At 71.7% G+C, this 16,067-nt stretch carries 17 protein-coding genes; 8 read left to right on the top strand and 9 right to left on the bottom strand.

Going from position 1 to position 16,067, the window contains the following annotated elements:
• Nucleotides 1–28 precede the first annotated feature (28 nt).
• Both ACFVT5_RS16535 and ACFVT5_RS16530 read right to left on the bottom strand, forming a co-directional pair.
• Nucleotides 29–688, bottom strand: a complete 660-nt coding sequence (locus tag ACFVT5_RS16535) for a DsbA family protein (protein WP_389887255.1) — start codon at nucleotides 686–688, stop codon at nucleotides 29–31.
• Between the two features lie 149 nt (nucleotides 689–837).
• Entirely contained in the window at nucleotides 838–1,662 is an 825-nt protein-coding gene (locus ACFVT5_RS16530) for a hypothetical protein (RefSeq protein ID WP_389887252.1), read from the bottom strand.
• A gap of 134 nt (nucleotides 1,663–1,796) precedes the next feature.
• Here ACFVT5_RS16530 and ACFVT5_RS16525 point away from each other — a divergent pair, with 134 nt between their 5' ends.
• A complete protein-coding gene (locus ACFVT5_RS16525; protein WP_389887250.1) occupies nucleotides 1,797–2,876 on the top strand; it encodes a cation diffusion facilitator family transporter in 1,080 nt (359 codons plus the stop codon).
• Between the two features lie 45 nt (nucleotides 2,877–2,921).
• Here the strand turns inward: ACFVT5_RS16525 and ACFVT5_RS16520 are convergent, their stop codons facing one another.
• The 3 genes from ACFVT5_RS16520 to ACFVT5_RS16510 form a co-directional block, all read right to left on the bottom strand.
• Nucleotides 2,922–3,569: a DUF3105 domain-containing protein gene (locus ACFVT5_RS16520; RefSeq protein ID WP_389887247.1), complete on the bottom strand. Its 648-nt coding sequence runs from the start codon at nucleotides 3,567–3,569 to the stop codon at nucleotides 2,922–2,924.
• An 83-nt stretch (nucleotides 3,570–3,652) separates the two neighbouring features.
• Nucleotides 3,653–4,087, bottom strand: a complete 435-nt coding sequence (locus tag ACFVT5_RS16515; RefSeq protein WP_389887244.1) for a hypothetical protein — start codon at nucleotides 4,085–4,087, stop codon at nucleotides 3,653–3,655.
• A gap of 129 nt (nucleotides 4,088–4,216) precedes the next feature.
• On the bottom strand, nucleotides 4,217–5,143 hold the full coding sequence (locus ACFVT5_RS16510; protein WP_389887241.1) for an NAD(P)-dependent oxidoreductase: 927 nt from the start codon (nucleotides 5,141–5,143) through the stop codon (nucleotides 4,217–4,219).
• 102 nt (nucleotides 5,144–5,245) lie between these two features.
• On the opposite strand from ACFVT5_RS16510, the gene ACFVT5_RS16505 reads away from it, so the two are divergent.
• The 4 genes from ACFVT5_RS16505 to ACFVT5_RS16490 all read left to right on the top strand — a co-directional run bounded on the left by ACFVT5_RS16505 (nucleotide 5,246) and on the right by ACFVT5_RS16490 (nucleotide 8,725).
• Nucleotides 5,246–5,614, top strand: coding sequence for a winged helix-turn-helix transcriptional regulator (locus ACFVT5_RS16505; protein ID WP_389888157.1), 369 nt, complete (start codon nucleotides 5,246–5,248; stop codon nucleotides 5,612–5,614).
• Nucleotides 5,615–5,664: 50 nt separating this feature from the next.
• The gene (locus ACFVT5_RS16500; protein ID WP_389887239.1) at nucleotides 5,665–6,249 is read left to right on the top strand and encodes an isochorismatase family protein; all 585 of its coding nucleotides are present in this window, start codon (nucleotides 5,665–5,667) and stop codon (nucleotides 6,247–6,249) included.
• 323 nt (nucleotides 6,250–6,572) lie between these two features.
• A complete protein-coding gene (locus ACFVT5_RS16495; protein ID WP_018536328.1) occupies nucleotides 6,573–6,776 on the top strand; it encodes a cold-shock protein in 204 nt (67 codons plus the stop codon).
• A gap of 404 nt (nucleotides 6,777–7,180) precedes the next feature.
• Nucleotides 7,181–8,725: a DEAD/DEAH box helicase gene (locus tag ACFVT5_RS16490; RefSeq protein ID WP_389887235.1), complete on the top strand. Its 1,545-nt coding sequence runs from the start codon at nucleotides 7,181–7,183 to the stop codon at nucleotides 8,723–8,725.
• A 157-nt stretch (nucleotides 8,726–8,882) separates the two neighbouring features.
• On the opposite strand, the gene ACFVT5_RS16485 is transcribed toward ACFVT5_RS16490, so the two are convergent.
• The 3 genes from ACFVT5_RS16485 to ACFVT5_RS16475 all read right to left on the bottom strand — a co-directional run bounded on the left by ACFVT5_RS16485 (nucleotide 8,883) and on the right by ACFVT5_RS16475 (nucleotide 11,323).
• Nucleotides 8,883–9,905, bottom strand: a complete 1,023-nt coding sequence (locus tag ACFVT5_RS16485) for a chitinase (protein ID WP_389888154.1) — start codon at nucleotides 9,903–9,905, stop codon at nucleotides 8,883–8,885.
• 205 nt (nucleotides 9,906–10,110) lie between these two features.
• Nucleotides 10,111–10,815, bottom strand: a complete 705-nt coding sequence (locus ACFVT5_RS16480) for an HAD family hydrolase (RefSeq protein WP_389887232.1) — start codon at nucleotides 10,813–10,815, stop codon at nucleotides 10,111–10,113.
• A gap of 25 nt (nucleotides 10,816–10,840) precedes the next feature.
• Nucleotides 10,841–11,323, bottom strand: coding sequence for an Lrp/AsnC family transcriptional regulator (locus ACFVT5_RS16475; protein ID WP_389887229.1), 483 nt, complete (start codon nucleotides 11,321–11,323; stop codon nucleotides 10,841–10,843).
• A 211-nt stretch (nucleotides 11,324–11,534) separates the two neighbouring features.
• Between ACFVT5_RS16475 and ACFVT5_RS16470 the strand changes: the two genes are divergently transcribed.
• The 3 genes from ACFVT5_RS16470 to ACFVT5_RS16460 all read left to right on the top strand — a co-directional run bounded on the left by ACFVT5_RS16470 (nucleotide 11,535) and on the right by ACFVT5_RS16460 (nucleotide 14,953).
• Nucleotides 11,535–11,936, top strand: coding sequence for a VOC family protein (locus ACFVT5_RS16470; protein WP_389887226.1), 402 nt, complete (start codon nucleotides 11,535–11,537; stop codon nucleotides 11,934–11,936).
• A 268-nt stretch (nucleotides 11,937–12,204) separates the two neighbouring features.
• Nucleotides 12,205–13,731 (top strand): FUSC family protein, encoded by a 1,527-nt coding sequence (locus ACFVT5_RS16465; RefSeq protein WP_389887224.1) that lies wholly within the window; start codon nucleotides 12,205–12,207, stop codon nucleotides 13,729–13,731.
• A gap of 172 nt (nucleotides 13,732–13,903) precedes the next feature.
• Nucleotides 13,904–14,953, top strand: coding sequence for a lactonase family protein (locus ACFVT5_RS16460; RefSeq protein ID WP_389887221.1), 1,050 nt, complete (start codon nucleotides 13,904–13,906; stop codon nucleotides 14,951–14,953).
• Nucleotides 14,954–15,048: 95 nt separating this feature from the next.
• Here the strand turns inward: ACFVT5_RS16460 and ACFVT5_RS16455 are convergent, their stop codons facing one another.
• Entirely contained in the window at nucleotides 15,049–15,969 is a 921-nt protein-coding gene (locus ACFVT5_RS16455; RefSeq protein ID WP_389887218.1) for a sirohydrochlorin chelatase, read from the bottom strand.
• Nucleotides 15,970–16,067 lie beyond the last annotated feature (98 nt).

Below are 16,067 nucleotides of genomic sequence, written 5' to 3'. Positions count from 1 at the left end.
ACCGGCGGCGACGTGCGTACCGCCCGGATCAGCGGGCGGCCAGCCGTTCGTCGAGGTAGGACTTGAACACCTCGTACGAACCGGGTGTGCTGATCCGTTCGCCGTCGACGAAGAACGTCGGCGTGCCCTGGACGCCCAGACCGAGCCCGTCGCGCTGGTCGACGCGGACCCGTTCCGCGGTGGCCGGATCCTTGAGCGCCGTGTCGAACGCCCGCATGTCCAGGCCGAGTTCACGGGCGTACCCCCGGAAGGTGCTCTCCTTCGACTCCTGGGCCTCGCCCCACCGCGCCTGCGTGGCGAACAGCTTGCCGTACATCTCCTCGAACTTGCCCTGCCGGGCGGCGGCTTCGGCGGTGCGCGCGGCGAGTTCGCCGTTGCGATGGCCGGGCATCGGGAAGTACCGGGCGATGAACGTGACGCGGTCCCCGTACTCCTCGCGCAGCTTCTCCACCGCCGGATACACGGCCCCGCACGCCTCGCACTCGAAGTCCAGGAACTCGACCACGGTCAGTTCGCTGCGCTCGGGCCGGGTCAGGCGGTGACTCGATTCGCGTACGGGCTCGGCCCGCGCGGCGGGTTCCGCGTCGACGGTGCCGCCGCCGTCGTCCGGCGAGAACAGCAGGAAGGAGGCGAACGCGGTGGCGAAGGCGGCGACGATCACGGCGGCGACGATCAGGTGTTTCTTCATGGTTCCTCGGGGGTGGGAGATGGCGCGTGCGGATGCGCGATGCGCGTGGGCGATGGGCGACGAGCGGTTCGGGAGGAGGCACCCCGGCCCACTCCAGCCCACTGCGGCTCACCCCGGTCCATCGCGCGGCTCGTCCGTCGCCGGGCCCGTCAGGCCAGGCAGCGACCGCCGGTCGACATCGGCCGGAAGTACCAGAGGTGCTGGAGGTGTTGGAAGCGCCGGAGTTGCCGCAAATCCCGGAGTTGTCGGGACCGGAGTACCGGTACCGGTCGACGGCCGCCGCCCGGTGGCGCCCTGCCCGCCTGCCGCCGCACCAGCAGCGCCGACCGCAACGGCGACATGCTCTCCCGGACACCCCGCTCGGGACCCCGTTTGAGCGCCGGGGCGCCGCGCAACAACGGCCGCAGGGCCGCCAGCAGCCGCTTCACGGCCGTCAGCAACGGCCTGCTCCGCCACAGCAGCCGCTCGGTCACACCGAGGAGACGGGCCGCGATGACCAGGGCGACCAGATGTCCGGTGACCGCGTGACAGGCACCCGGCAGCGCGTATCCGGCATGGCAGGCCACCTGCGCGGCGGCGAGGGCACCGACCGCCTGGGCCTCGGTCAGCCTGCGCCGCGTCAGCGCGACGGCGCTCGGCACGGCGACGGCCGCCATCGCCACGGCGATGATCCACGCGGGCGCGTGGCACCGGGACAGCGCGTGCCCCAGCAGCGGCAGCGACACGGCCAGCACGGCCAGGACCCCCGCACCCACTCCACGCAGCGCCCCGCCCCGAGCCCATCGCGGGAGTACCGCCGACACCGGCCGTGAGGCGGTACGGGGGAAGCGGCGGGGCGGCATACCGGGCAGCGTACCCACCCGTACGGGGCGCGCCGCCGGGAGGGTGGGCCGCCGGTCGGCTCCGCCCGCCGAGCCGACCGCCCTGCTGACCACCGTGATGTTTCCGCAGGTCAGCGGGGTCTTAACGGTCATGACAACGGTCACCGGTGCAGCCTTTGCCGATCTCTCCGGCATGCGTTTCACTGCGAGCGGGACATCAGTGCGGGCGAGACGTACAGCGACACCCGCGGCGAGACATACGCGGCACCGGGGGGAAGGCGTAGATCATGAGCGACCACGAGCACGGCACCGAAGGACACGGCGGCCCTGCCGAGCACTCCGGGCACACCGGACACTCGCACGGGGTGTCGGCCGACGCCGACCGCCGGTGGCTCGGGATCGCCCTCGCCCTGATCACGACGTTCATGGCGGCCGAGGTCGTCGTCGGTGTCATGGCCCAGTCGCTGGCGCTGATCTCGGACGCGGCCCACATGCTGACGGACGCCGTGTCCATCGTGCTCGCGCTGATCGCCATGCGGCTCGCCGCACGTCCGGCACGCGGCGGCTTCACCTACGGACTCAAGCGCGCCGAGATCCTCTCCGCCCAGGCCAACGGCCTCACCCTGCTCCTGCTCGGCGCCTGGCTGGCGTACGAGGCGGTGCGCCGGCTGATCTCGCCGCCCGAGGTCGAGGGCGGTCTGATGCTGGTCACCGCACTCGTCGGAATCGCGGTCAATGTGGTGGCGACCTGGTGCCTCTCGAAGGCCAACCGTTCGTCGCTGAACGTGGAAGGCGCGTATCAGCACATCCTCAACGACCTGTTCGCCTTCATCGGCACCGCCATCGCCGCCCTCGTCGTCGTCCTCACCGGCTTCGCCCGCGCGGACGCCATCGCCACGCTCGTCGTCGTCGCCCTGATGGCCAAGGCCGGGTACGGGCTGCTGCGCGAGTCCGGGCGGATCTTCCTGGAGGCCGCGCCCACGCACGTCGACCCCGACGAACTCGGCGACCGGTTGGTGGCTCAGCCCGCCGTCGACGAGGTCCACGATCTGCACGTCTGGGAGATCACCTCGGGTCAGGCGGCGCTGTCGGCCCATGTCCTGGTGGAACCGGGCGGCGACTGCCACGCCGTGCGACGCGACCTGGAGCGGATCATGCGCCACGACTACGGCATCACGCACACCACGCTCCAGGTCGACCACACGGCCGGAACCGTGCTCCAGGTGACCGGCCGCGACACCGCCGCGGACCACGCCGGCCCGGATCACGCGGGTCCGGAACACTCCGGCGCCCCGCACCGTGACGACGACGCCCACTGCGAGGAGCCGCACGGTCCGGTCCACCGCAACGAACCGCACGCGCACTGAGGCACGTGCGGATCGCGGCGGTTCCGCTCCCTACTCCGACGTCCCCTACGCCGGCTTGCCTCCCGTGCAGGCCGCGCCCTGCTCGGGTGTCTGGGCGCCCTGCACGTACTTCTCAAGGAACTGCGACACCCGCGGATCGTCGGCCGTCTTCACATTCAGTTGCTTGCCCCAGGCCGAAAGCGTGATCGGCGAGGACTGCGCCGCATAGGGACTCATCAGCGTGTACGGCGTCTTCTCCACCCGGTCCTTCAGCGCGCTGACGTCCTTCTCCGGCGCCTTGTCGTTGTACGTGACCCAGACCGCGCCGTGTTCCATCGAATGGACGGCGTTGGTCTCGCCTATCTCCTCGGCGTACACATCGCCGTCGCAGTTCATCCAGGTCGGATGGTGGTTGCCGCCGGTCGCGGGCGCCATCTTGTAGTCGACCGGTGTGGTGACGTGGTCACGGCCCAGGTCCTTCCAGGACTTCTCACCGCTGACCGGCTCGGCGGCGGCAGCCGCCTTCGCGTCCTCCTTCTTCTGGTTGTCCTGGATGAAGTACCAGAGGCCGCCGACGAGTCCGGCGACGATGACACCGCTGAGGGTGACGGTGATGATGCGGTTGCGGCGCTCCCGGGCGGCTTCGGCGCGGCGCTGCTCCTCGATCTTGGCGCGACGGGCGGCTCGTTGGGCTTTGGCTCCTGCGGAACCCATGGCATGTCCTTGTCCCCGCCGGGCCCAACCGGGCGTGCGGCGGTGCGAGTCGAGCGGTCGATGGCCTGCGTGCGCGGGCCGGTCTAGATCCGCTGAACTCTCAACTGATGCAGGTCCGGGGGAGGTTGGCGTACCTGTGGTGCGTCGGGCCCGGCCATGGCGCCCTGAGCCGCGGTGCCCGAACCGGACTCCAGCGGCTTCGTCGAGGGTGCCTGGGCGGGGGACACGGTGCCGCCGACCACGACGGTCACGGCGCGGCAGCGCGCGTCACGGTGTCCCAGGTCCGGGCACACATCGCCGAGGCCGGGTGCGGGACGGGCGGTGTCCACGGTGGATGCCGATGCCGATGCCGATACGGATGCCGACGCGGGCCGGACCGCCGTGAGGGCCTCGTCACCCGGGTGCGTACACACCGGGAACAGCCACAGCACGACGGCGAGCAGAGCGGTGCACCGCAGCACGAAGACCGAGGCGACGTGTCCCGTCGCGCTCCGGAATCCGCTGGCCCGGTTGCTCATCGCGGCAGATAGTAACCACCGCGAGTGACTCGACGGAACGGGACCCTGGACAGCGCTCGCCCCGCCCGGCCTCCGCACCGGCCCGGCTCAGATCAGCTCAGCCCCCGGTACAGGCCCGCCCAGCCCGCCTCACCCGTCGGCGCGCCCCACCGTCGCGCTCCCGGACCTCAGCAGATCGACGAGATCCTTGGCGCCCTCCGTGCCGTGCCGGCTGTCGAGCTGGCGCCGCATCAGATCGAAGTAAGGCGTCAGCAACTCGGGACTGACGCCCTGATCCCGGGCCGTGCCGACGAAGGTCTTGATCCCGGCGACCTGCATCGCCAGGCTGGAGCCGCCGTCCGACGTGTCGTCGCCGCTGTCCGGTTGCCCGGACATCTGCAAGCCGGCCCCCAACATCGCCGCCAGCCAGCCCGCGAGCAACGGCGTGAACTCCTTGAGCTCGATGCCGTCCTCGTCGCGTACCAGCGCGAAGGCGTGCGTGATGCCCGCGAAGGTGCCGTACATCGCGCTCAGCAGCGCCACGTCCAGGAGCGCCGCGTGCCCGGCGTCGGTACCGACGAAACGCGTCCCGACCGGGACGGCCAGCGCCTCGTGACGCGCCTCGAACAGCTCGCTCGACCCGCTGTAGAAGACGTAACCGCCCGCCTCCGGCTGCCCCACCATCGGCGGTACGGCCATGATCCCGCCGCTGAGGAAACGGGCCCCGCGCGCCTGTGCCCATGTGGCGCGCGCCCGCGCCTGCGTCGGGGTGCCGGTGGTGATGTCCACGAGGTCCTTGCCGGTGAGATCGGTGCTCTCCAGGGCCTCGCCGACGGAGGCGTCGTCCAGCAGACAGGTCACGACAAGGGTGTTCGCGGCCACCGCGTCGGCGGCGCTGACGGCGCGCGTGGCGCCCTCGGCCACCAAGGCGTCGGCGCGGCTCGCGGTGCGGTTCCAGACGGTCACGGAGTATCCGGCGGCCAACCAGGCGCGGGCGAAGGCGGCGCCCATGTCGCCGAGGCCGAGCAGAGAGACGGAACGGGTGGCGGATGTGTGGTCGGAGATAGTGTCGTTCATGACGATGAGGCTGGTCGGACGGGCCGGGGCCGACAAGTACGCACTTCGGAGTGGGTACTTTCCCCGAGGTAGGTGACCAGCTCGGAGAGGGGTGACGGGGCGATGGCGACCGTGGGCAGGCCGGGTGCGCCGGACGGATACCACTGCGGGATCGACGCGGCGATGGATGTGATCGGCGGCAAATGGAAGGTCCTGATCCTCTGGGCCCTGGACGAGAGCCCGCGCCGCTTCGGGGAGCTGCGCAGAATGCTCCCCGGCATCACGGAGAAGGTCCTCGCGGCCCACCTCCGCGAACTGGAGACCCACGGCATCGTCGACCGCACGGCGTACGACGAGATCCCGCCCCGCGTCGACTACGCCCTCACCGCCCGCGGCAGGGCCCTGAGCACCGCGCTCCAACCCCTCGGTGAATGGGGCAGGGAACACGTCCTCGGCCACCGCCCGGCCCCGGAACCCGCCGGGGGCGCGTAACCCCCCGAAAACCGGTGGAGGGGCGTGGTAGTCATGGCCATGATGACGCCATGACCAAGCATGTACTTCCCGTAGAGGCCCTGATCGTGGTGGATGTCCAGGAGGCCGGTGTGACCGGTGACCGCGCGGTGCCCGACGCGGCCCGGCTGGTGGACCGGACGGCGGATCTGATCGCACGGGCACGGCAGGGCGGGGCCCTCGTCGTCCACCTTCAGAACGACGGCGCGCCCGGGGCGGGCGACGAGCCGCACACACCCGGCTGGGAACTCCACCATCCCGTCCTGACCGGCCCCACAGAGGTCGTGATCCGTAAGCCCAAGGACGACGGCTTCGAGAAGACCCCGCTGGGGCGCGTCCTGACCGACGCGGGCGTCACGTCACTCGCCGTGTGCGGCGCGATGTCCGAGATGTGCGTCCAGGCGACGTGCCGCACGGCCCTGGAACTGGGCTACCGGCTCGTCCTCCCGCACGACGCCCACGCGACGCAGAACATCCCGCCGGCGCCCGGTATCAGCGACGCGATCCCGGCCGCGACGGTCTCACGCGTCGCCGAATGGGCCCTCGGTAGCGACGTCGAGATCACCGCTCACGCCTCGGACGTCACCTTCACCGCCCCGCCCTCGCCGGCCGGCTGAAGCACGGCGCGCCCTCCCCTCCACACGTCCGCCCGACCCGCCCGGTCCGCAATGGCCCCTTCACAAATTCGCGCCCTCCGCCACGCGGATTCACGGTGTCCCGGAGTGAAAACTCCGAGGTCGCCGTGGAGTGATCCCCTCGCCGTGCTACTGTTGATCCCAGTTGCAGTTGTGGTTCCCATAGACTTCAAGTGCTTGGACGACATTCGTGTCGTCGGGCATTTTTTTGTGTTCGGTGCAGTTTTCCGACGGGGCAATCATCGCGGCGACGCCGGAGTTCACACAGTGTGGGCACCGGGTACTGCCCCAGAAGGAGAATTGACATGGCTACTGGCACCGTGAAGTGGTTCAACGCGGAAAAGGGCTTCGGCTTCATCGAGCAGGAGGGTGGCGGCCCCGACGTCTTCGCCCACTACTCGAACATCGCCACCCAGGGCTTCCGTGAGCTTCAGGAAGGCCAGAAGGTGAACTTCGACGTCACGCAGGGCCAGAAGGGCCCGCAGGCCGAGAACATCGTTCCTGCCTGACCCTGAAGAGTAAGACGTAGCTGGGGCCCGCACCGAGGGGTGCGGCCCCAGCTCGTTGCCGTTTGCGGGGCTTCCCGCACGACGGCACGCCACCGGCCGCGCGACGACGCGTGACCCACCAGGTGGCACAGCACCAGGCGACGTACCGTTCCGCCCCTCGGCGGACGACCCACGGCAGGCGCACCGCCCGCCGCTCAGGGCGGACCCGCAGGCCCGCCCGGAGCCATGATTCGACCCCGTCGCCTTCCCTACGGCGAATTCCGGTACTCCGGCGCCCGGCACTCCGCTGCCGGACCGGCGCGACCGGCTTCGGTCAATCTGTTCATCGGCTCGTTCTTGCAATTCCCATGGCGCAATTCCGCTGGGAATTCCTCGATACGTGCCCTATCGAGGAAAGGTTCTCCTTGAACCGCTCAGCTCGCACGAACGACCGCTTTTCCAACTCCCGCAAGAGCGCATCGGCCAGTTCCAGCCGAGGCGCCCGTTTCCGCCCGAAGGGCCAGGGCGGCGGCCGTCCCGGCAACCGCTCGGGCGGCGGCCACCGCTCCTCCGCCCCGCAGGGCGAGTTCGCGCTGCCGAACACCATCACCCCGCCGCTGCCCCCGGTCTCGACCTTCGCCGAACTGGACATGCCGGTCGAACTGCTCAAGATGCTCACCAGCCTCGGTGTGAACGAGCCGTTCCCGATCCAGGCCGCGACGCTCCCCAACACCCTCGCGGGCCGCGACGTCCTCGGCCGGGGCCGCACGGGATCCGGCAAGACCCTCGCCTTCGGCCTGGCCCTCCTGGTCCGCACCGCGGGACAGGTCGCCGAGCCCCGTCAGCCCCTCGCCCTGGTCCTCGTCCCCACCCGGGAACTGGCCCAGCAGGTCACCGACGCGCTCACCCCGTACGCCCGCGCACTGAAGGTGCGGATGGCCACGGTCGTCGGCGGGATGTCGATCGGCCGACAGGCCGGCGCGCTGCGCTCCGGCGCCGAGGTCGTCGTCGCGACGCCCGGTCGCCTCAAGGACCTCATCGAGCGCAAGGACTGCCGTCTGGACCGGGTGAAGATCACCGTCCTCGACGAGGCCGACCAGATGGCCGACATGGGCTTCATGCCCCAGGTCACCGCGCTGCTCGACCAGGTCATCCCCGACGGCCAGCGGATGCTGTTCTCGGCCACCCTGGACCGCAACATCGACCTCCTGGTCCGCCGCTATCTGCACGACCCGGTCGTGCACTCCGTCGACCCGTCGGCGGGCGCGGTCGTGACCATGGAGCACCACGTCCTGCACGTCCAGGTCGCCGACAAGTACGCCACGACCACCGAGATCGCCGCCCGCGAAGGCCGCGTGATCATGTTCCTGGACACCAAGCACGCCGTCGACAAGCTGACCAAGCACCTGCTGAGCAGCGGCGTGCGCGCCGCGGCGCTGCACGGCGGCAAGTCGCAGCCCCAACGCACCCGCACCCTCGCCCAGTTCAAGACCGGGCACGTCACCGCGCTGGTCGCCACCAATGTCGCGGCCCGCGGAATCCACGTCGACGACCTCGACCTCGTCGTCAATGTCGACCCGCCGAGCGACCACAAGGACTACCTGCACCGCGGCGGCCGTACCGCACGGGCCGGGGAGTCCGGCAGCGTCGTCACGCTGGTGCTGCCCAACCAGCGCCGCGACATGGCCCGTCTGATGGCGGACGCCGGGATCACCCCGCAGACCACCCAGGTCCGCTCCGGTGAGGCCGAGCTGAGCCGTATCACCGGCGCGCAGGCGCCCTCCGGCGTGCCGGTCACCGTGACCGCGCCCGTCACGGAGCGCCCCAAGCGCACCGGCAGCGCGCCCTTCCGGGGCCGCGGCACCCGCCGGGGCCGTCCCGGCCGTGGCGGCGGCGAGTCGCGCCGGACCGGCGAGGCCCGGCAGACCTCCGAGGCCCGCCAGGCCGCACGCGTCCGCCGCGCCGGATAACGAACGACAGCACCGCGGCGCACGCCGGCACCGCGGCACGAGACGTGAGGCGCCCCCCGCGCGGGGGGCGCCTCACGCGCGTTCACCCACCTCCCCATACGGAAGCGGCGGGTGCGGACCTCCGTCCCCACCCGCCGCCGTACGCGGACGTCCGTCGTCAGCGCCCCTGCAACGCCTTCACGTTGTCACCGAAGGTCCATGACTTCGAACCGTCCCAGTTCAGCGACCAGGTCATCAGTCCCTTGAGGCCGCCGCCGTACGTGTTCCACGCCTGCGACACCAGGTTCGGCGCCATGTACCCGCCGCCGGCGCCCGGTTGGGCCGGGAGCCCCGGGACCTGCTTGTCGTAGGGGACCTTGATCGTGGTGCCCTGGATGACCAGGCCCTTGTTGAGGCAGTTGGTCTGCGCGGTGAACCCGGCGACCGTACCGGCCGAGTAGGAGTCACCGGAGCAGCCGTACATGCTGCCGTTGTAGTACTGCATGTTCAGCCACCAGAGCCGGCCGTTGTCCGCGTACTTCTTCACGATCGGCAGATACGCGCCCCAGATCGAGCCGTAGGCCACGCTGCCGCCGGTGACGTACGCCGTCTCGGGGGCCATCGTCAGGCCGAAGTTGGACGGCATCTGGGCGAGCACGCCGTCGATGATGCGGATGAGGTTGGCCTGTGAGGGGGACAGCTGATTGATGTTGCCGCTGCCGACGAGGCCGGTCTCGATGTCGATGTCGATGCCGTCGAAGTTGTACGTCTTCAGGATCGGCACGATCGTCTGCACGAACCGGTCGGCGACCGCGGACGAGCTGAGGTCGATTCCGGCCGTGGCACCGCCGATCGACATCAGGATCGTCTGGCCGTCCGCCTTGGCCTGGCACATCTCGGCCGGGGTGGCGACCTTCACCGTCGAGTCCATGCCGTCCTCCCAGAGGACGGTGCCGTCCGAACGGATGACCGGGAAGGCGGCGTTGAGCACGTTGTAGCCGTGAGCGCGGATACGGCTGTCGGTGATCGGGATCCAACCCAGCGGCGGATGAACGCCGTTGGAGGAGCCGTCCCAGTTCTCCCAGTAGCCCTGGAGTACCTTGCCCGCGGGTTTCGACTTGACCGCGCAGGTGGTCGCCTGGGTGTTGGGGGGCGCCGCGGCGGGCGCGCTGGCCTGGCTGCTCGGGGCCGCAGCGACCATCAACTGCACGACACCGGCGAGGGCGAGACCGAGTCCGAGCAGACGGGATGCCCGGCGCGGGGCAGCGGTTCGGGGTGACACGTTTACCTCCTGGAGCGTGGGGAGCCTGGAGACGTACGTGGGGTGACGTGCCCGGTGTGTGCGCGGGTGGGGACGGCGCACGGTCGGGTGATGTGCCAGACCGTAAGTTGGTACAGACCATTCGTCAAGAGGTCTGGACCAGATCGCCGAGCCAGTCGTACGCCGCCCGTGCCGTGAACTCGGCCTGCCCGCCCCGGAACACCAGATCCGCCGTGCCGAAGGCCGGATCGTCCGCCTGTACGGCGACGTACGGGACGGCGACACACCGCATGCCCGCCGCGTGCGCCGCCGCCGCGCCGGGCGCCGCGTCCTCCAGGACCACACAGTCCGCCGGGTCCGCGCCGAGCAGCCGGGCCGCCGCCAGGAAGACGTCCGGGGCCGGCTTGCCGTGCGCCACCTCGTCCGCCGACACCCGGACCGGAATCAACGCGTCGAGGCCGGTGCCGGTCAGGATCGCCTCGATCGCGGCGCGCGACGACCCGGACGCCACCGCCATCGGGACCCCGGCCCCGTGCAGTCGCTCCGCGAACTTCCGCATCTCCGGATACACCTGCGTCGACGCGCGGGCCAGCGCCAGATAGCGGCGGTCGAGGTCCGTGAGCAGCGCGTCGAGCGGCGCCCCGATCCCGTACCGCTCCCGGAGCAGGGCGAGGGTCTCACGGGTGCTGATGCCGACGTAGCTCTCGTGGTCCTGCCAGGTGAAGTCGGTGACGCCGTGCGCGGCGAGGAGGCGGCGGCCGGCCTCGAAGTAGTTCGGCTCGCTGTCCACGAGGGTGCCGTCGAGGTCGAAGACCACCGAGAGGCGGGGGCGCGGTGCGGGAGTGGTCATGCGCCCCAGCATGCCAAGCCGGTGATCACCTCGGTGCGGCGGCCGACCGTCCGATCGACTCCACCAGGGGCAGCAGTCGGTGCGGCACCCGCTCGCGCAGGGCGACCTCGGTGCGGGTGCGGACGACGCCCGGGAGCTGGATCAACCGCTGGATCACGTCCTCCAGATGACCGTTGTCCCGGGCGGCCACACGGGTCAGCAGATCGCCGCCGCCGGTGATGGAGTACGCCTCGATGATCTCGGGCACAGCGGCCAGCGCCTCGCCCACGTCGTCCAGATGGCCCTGGGTGACCTCGACATGCACGAACGCGAGGACCGGGTGGCCCAGGGCGGCGGGCGAGAGCGAGGGGGCCGTGCCGGTGATCACGCCGTCCCGCTCCAGCCGGTCGAGCCGGGCCTGGAGGGTGCCCCGCGCGATACCGAGGACACGGGCGTACTCCCGCACACTGGTGCGCGGTTGCTCAAGGAGCAGCCGCAGGATCCGGGTGTCCAACTCGTCCACGGCCATGGCGCTTCGCTCTCCCGCCCACTCGGCATGATCGAACCTGGCGGAAAGACCGCCTTCCACGGTACCAATGGCCCGCTGCGGGGGTCGTCCGCTGGGCCGTCGGTAGCGCCACCGAGGGGACATGGGTGCGCGCCGATGACTTTCGGCCCGGTGGCGGGTCACATCACCGCACGGCCGAACCGGGCCACCGAACCGCACGCCAGGAGCAACCATGTCCTTCCCGCACGTTGTCGTCAGCCTGCCGATCGCCGACCGGAAGACCTCGTACACCTTCTACCGCGACGGACTCGGCCTCGACGCCACCGGTCCGATCGCCGACGACGGATTTCCCGAGCCGTTGCAGTTCATCCTCAACGAGGGCGTGAACGTCATGCTGATCCCCACCGGCGGCTTCGGCTGGATCATCGGCGACCGCGAGGTGGCGGGGCGCCGCCAGAGCGAGTGCGTGCTCACTCTGCCCATGGACACGGAGACCGAAGTCGACGAACTGGTGGAACGGGCGCGCCGCGCCGGCGCCGGGATCGTCGCGGAGCCGACGCGGCAGCCATGGGGGTACATCGGGGCGTTCACGGACCCGGACGGCCATGTGTGGATGGTGATGACGGTGGCCTGACGACCCTCCGTCGGTAGCGCCGACGTGACTTCGCCGCCCGGCCGTCGGCGGTCGGGCGTCCGCAGTCGGCCGCTGACCGTTGGCTCGTTTCCGGCCCCGTACCCGTCCTCGTGACTGTGCCATTGGCCCACCTCATCGGGTGCCGGTTGAGCCAAGCGGCCCCGGGATGCTCTGATGGTTCCGTCGATGGCGCTGCGGAATTCGCGGCGCCTTTTTCATGCGCCGCGTGAGACAGGTCGCGCGGGCGGGCGGAAGGGGCTCGGAAGCCGTGCTGAAGGGGATGTTCGTGGCGCCGGATCCAGGGCGGCTGCGGCTGCGCGCCGCCGTCCGGGCGGTCCTCGGCATCGGCGCTGCGGTGGCCGCCTGCGGTCTCGCCGGGTACTCGCTCGCCGCCGCCGTCACCGGTGGCCTCGCGGCCCTCCTCGCACTGTTCACGGTCACCGACACGACCGTGCGCGGCCAGGCGCTCACCACCCTGCTGCTGCCCGCGGTGGGCCTCCCCGTTCTCGCCGTCGCCGCCGAACTGCACGACCGTCCGGTGGCCAGGGACCTGGCGCTGCTCGCGGTCGTCGGCCTGGGTGTGTACGCGCGCCGCTGGGGACCCCGGGGCCATGCGCTGGGCGTGTTCGCGTTCATGGCCTTCTTCAGCACCCAGTTCCTGCACACGGTGCCCGGCCAACTGCCCGAGCTGTACGCCGCCGTGGCCCTCTCCCTGCTGATGTCCTCGGCCGTCCGGTTCGGCCTGTGGTGCTACGAGCGGCGACTGCCCGCACCCGTCGTACCGGTACCGCCGATCGGCCGTGGTCTGGCCCGTACGACGACCCGCCAGGCGGTCCAGGCGACCGCGGGCGCCGCCGTCGCGCTCATGGTGGGCCAACTGCTCTCCGAACAGCGCTGGTACTGGGCCGTCGGCGCCACGTGGTGGATGTTCGTCAACACCGCGTCGCGCGGCGAAACCCTCGTCCGCGGCTTCCGCCGGGTCCTCGGCACGCTGATCGGCCTGGCCGTCGGCGTCGTGGCCGTCGTCCCCCTCCAGGGAGCGCCCCTCCCCAGCGCCGTGCTCCTCGTGGTGAGCGTCTTCGGGATCTTCTACACGGCCGCCGTGTCCTACACCTGGATGATGCTCGCCGTGACCGTACTCGCCGGTTCGCTCTACGGGCTGCTCGGCGTCCTCGACCCGGCGCTGCTCGCACTGCGACTCCTGGAGACCGGCGTCGGGGCGCTCGGCGGCATGCTGGCGGTGCTCCTTGTGCTGCCGGTCACCACCCACACCACCACGCACGCGTGGATCGCACACGCCCTGCGCCGCGTGCACGCCTGCACGGAAGAGGCCACGGCCCGTATCGCGGGGTCCGCGACCGCCGACCCCGCCGCGCACGTCGCCGAACTGGAGGCCCTGCTCGGCCGCGTACGGCTCTCGCTCGCCCCGCTCGTCCATCCGCTCAGCCCGCTGCGCGCCCGCAAGGCCCGCGCCCGGCAGGTCCTCGCCCTGCTCGACACCTGCGCGGACGAGGTACGGGGACTCGCCTCCGTCGCCGCCGACCCGGAGGCGTCCCACGAACACCGGCTCGCCGCCGCGTGCCGACGCGTCGAGGCCGCCGTCGAAGCCCTGACGGAACCGGCGTACGGGGACGCGGAGGCGGCCGTTCCGCGAGGCGCCCCGGGAACTCCGGTTCAGGAGCCCGCCCTTCCCACCGTGCCCGCGCTCGCCCATCTGCACCGCTTGGAGGGGGCGCTCGCGGCACTCTCCGCGCCGGTGCGCAGCTCCCCCCGCGCACCCCTGGTCCGCGTCTGACCCGGCGCCACCCGAACGGGCACACCACGAAACACCGGTCCGCCCTGCACTCGACCACCCGGTGGCATCTCCAGCGGCCATACGGCGACTTCGGCGGGGATCTGGTCTAGACCCCTCGCGCCCGGCTGCTACCGTCGGCCGCACCAACAGGTGGCCGAGAGGGGACAGCACAGTGGCAGTGGGCGGCACGGACGCCGGGCGGGCGTACATCGGATCCTTCACGGCGGCCGGCGGCTGGGGCGTCGTCACCGCCGCCGTCGACCACGCGACGGGCGCCCTCACGGTCCTCAGCGTGACCGATGCGGTCGCCGACCCCTCCTACCTCGCGCTCGCCCCGGCCGGTGACCTGCTCTACGCCGTCAGCGAGACGGACGACGGCGCCGTCGCCGCGTACCGGGTGACCGGCGCGACACCGGAACTCACCGCGCCACCCGTCCCGGTGCGGGGCGCGGGCCCCACCCATCTCGCCCTGCACGCGGGCCATGTGCTGATCGCCAACTACGGCTCCGGCAGCGTCACCGCCGTACCGCTGCGCCCCGACGGAACCCTCGCCGACGCCCCGTCCACGGTGCTCACGCACAAGGGATCGGGCCCGCATCCGCAGCGTCAACAGGCCCCGCACGCCCATCAGGTGGTGCCCGACCCGAGTGGCCGCTGGGCCGTCAGCGTGGACCTCGGGACCGACTCCCTGCGGGTGTGCGCCCTGGACCCGGGCGGTGAGCTGACCCTGCACCGCGAGGTGGCGCTGCGCCCCGGATCGGGCCCCCGCCATCTGGCGTTCCACCCGCGCGGCGGTATCGCATACGTTCTGAACGAACTGGCGCCCACCGTCACCGTCTGCCGCTGGGACGCGGACGACGGCGCCCTGAAGCCGCTCGGTGAGACGTCCGTACTGCCCGGCGCGCCGGACGGTGACGCCTACCCGTCCGCGATCGTCGCCTCGCCCGACGGCCGTTTCGTCTGGACCGCGACGCGGGGCGAGGACGTCGTCTCGGTGCTCGCCGTCGAGGAGGCGGGGGAGCGGCTGCGGTTCCTGGCGACGGTGCCGTGCGGCGGACACTGGCCGCGCGATCTGGCCCTCGGCTCGACGGGCCGGCACCTGTACGCGGCCAACGAGCGCTCCGGCGACGTGACCTGGTTCGAGGTCGACCTGGAGACCGGGCTCCCGCGCCGGGCCGGCGCCCTGGACGCGCCCGCCGCCTCGTGCGTGGTCTTCGACTGACGCCACAGGGCGCTCGCGTGCGACAGCGGCCGTAGGGCCCGCTCCCGGCCAGGAGCGGGCTCTACGGCCGCTGTCGCACAGGCGCGTGGTACGGGTCAGTGCGCGGGCGCGCCCGTCGGCTGCTGGGCGATGCCCAGGGCCGTCGTGTACTTGGACAGGGCCAGCTTGCCGATCGCCGGATAGGCGCCGAGGGATTCGGCGGCGGAGCACCCCGCTTCGCGCGCTGCCTCCTCGACGAGCGTCGCGTCGATCTCCGGGCCGATCAGATACGGCGCGAGCGCCAACTGCGACGAGCCCGACGCCCGCAGCTGCTCCGCCGTGGCCGCGATGGCCCCCTCGTCGTCGAGCGCCGCCGCCATCACCGGCACCGCGAGCCGCGCGGCCAGCAGCATGCCCGTGATCCCGGCGGCCTGCACGGCCTCCTCGCCGCCCACCGAGGCGAGGATGATGCCGTCGGCGGCCGTGGCCACCGTGAACAGCCGGGCGCGGTCGGCACGGGCCAGACCCGCCTCGGAGAGCCGGACGTGCAGCGCCTCCGCGAGCAGCGGGTGCGGCCCGAGGACATCGGTCAGTTCCGCCGCGCTGTGGCTGTCCATGACGGCCTGGCGGACCCGGCGCAGCAGCGCGGCGTCCGGGCCCGCGAGCAGCGGCACCACGACCGCGGCGGGGCCGTCCGGCTCGGTCACGTCGGCACCGGCGGCGCGGGCCTGCTCGAAGCGGGCGGTGCGCTCCTGGGCGGCGTGCGCGAGCACGGCCTGGAGGGACGGGAACTCGCCGTCGTCCCCGTCGAGGTAACCGATCCGGGCGTCGAGGCCGGGCAGCTCGGAGCGGGCGATGCTCACGACCTCCTCGGCGAGGCTGCGGGTGGTGCCACTGGGCGTGCCCGGGACCGCGAGCACGAGCGCGGGCGCACCTTCGGGCGCCACCACGGGTTCAGGGCGGCGGTGCCGTCCTGACTGTCGGGGTCGCGGCATTCGTACGGGCAGGCCGGATGCTGGCCCAGTGGGGGTGCTCATGGCGCCGCATGCTACTGGCTTCAAGGGTTCCCCTGTTCGGGGAGGGTGCAGGTGAGCGGTATCCGTCCGTATATGTCTGATCAGTGCGGTACGGAAGG

This window comes from Streptomyces sp. NPDC058001 (genome assembly GCF_042886315.1).
Taxonomy (GTDB): Bacteria; Actinomycetota; Actinomycetes; order Streptomycetales; family Streptomycetaceae; genus Streptomyces.
This window is presented reverse-complemented; position numbering and strand designations above follow the sequence as displayed.

Excerpts from the sequence above, each read along its gene's own strand:
- ACFVT5_RS16455 (WP_389887218.1), bottom strand. The coding sequence starts at position 15,969 with ATGAGCACCCCCACTGGGCCAGCATCCGGCCTGCCCGTACGAATGCCG.
- ACFVT5_RS16515 (WP_389887244.1), bottom strand. The coding sequence starts at position 4,087 with ATGAGCAACCGGGCCAGCGGATTCCGGAGCGCGACGGGACACGTCGCC.
- ACFVT5_RS16485 (WP_389888154.1), bottom strand. The coding sequence starts at position 9,905 with ATGGTCGCTGCGGCCCCGAGCAGCCAGGCCAGCGCGCCCGCCGCGGCG.
- ACFVT5_RS16535 (WP_389887255.1), bottom strand. The coding sequence starts at position 688 with ATGAAGAAACACCTGATCGTCGCCGCCGTGATCGTCGCCGCCTTCGCC.
- ACFVT5_RS16530 (WP_389887252.1), bottom strand. The coding sequence starts at position 1,662 with ATGACCGTTAAGACCCCGCTGACCTGCGGAAACATCACGGTGGTCAGC.
- ACFVT5_RS16495 (WP_018536328.1), top strand. The coding sequence starts at position 6,573 with ATGGCTACTGGCACCGTGAAGTGGTTCAACGCGGAAAAGGGCTTCGGC.
- ACFVT5_RS16525 (WP_389887250.1), top strand. The coding sequence starts at position 1,797 with ATGAGCGACCACGAGCACGGCACCGAAGGACACGGCGGCCCTGCCGAG.
- ACFVT5_RS16480 (WP_389887232.1), bottom strand. The coding sequence starts at position 10,815 with ATGACCACTCCCGCACCGCGCCCCCGCCTCTCGGTGGTCTTCGACCTC.
- ACFVT5_RS16500 (WP_389887239.1), top strand. The coding sequence starts at position 5,665 with ATGACCAAGCATGTACTTCCCGTAGAGGCCCTGATCGTGGTGGATGTC.
- ACFVT5_RS16470 (WP_389887226.1), top strand. The coding sequence starts at position 11,535 with ATGTCCTTCCCGCACGTTGTCGTCAGCCTGCCGATCGCCGACCGGAAG.
- ACFVT5_RS16510 (WP_389887241.1), bottom strand. The coding sequence starts at position 5,143 with ATGAACGACACTATCTCCGACCACACATCCGCCACCCGTTCCGTCTCT.
- ACFVT5_RS16475 (WP_389887229.1), bottom strand. The coding sequence starts at position 11,323 with ATGGCCGTGGACGAGTTGGACACCCGGATCCTGCGGCTGCTCCTTGAG.
- ACFVT5_RS16505 (WP_389888157.1), top strand. The coding sequence starts at position 5,246 with ATGGCGACCGTGGGCAGGCCGGGTGCGCCGGACGGATACCACTGCGGG.
- ACFVT5_RS16520 (WP_389887247.1), bottom strand. The coding sequence starts at position 3,569 with ATGGGTTCCGCAGGAGCCAAAGCCCAACGAGCCGCCCGTCGCGCCAAG.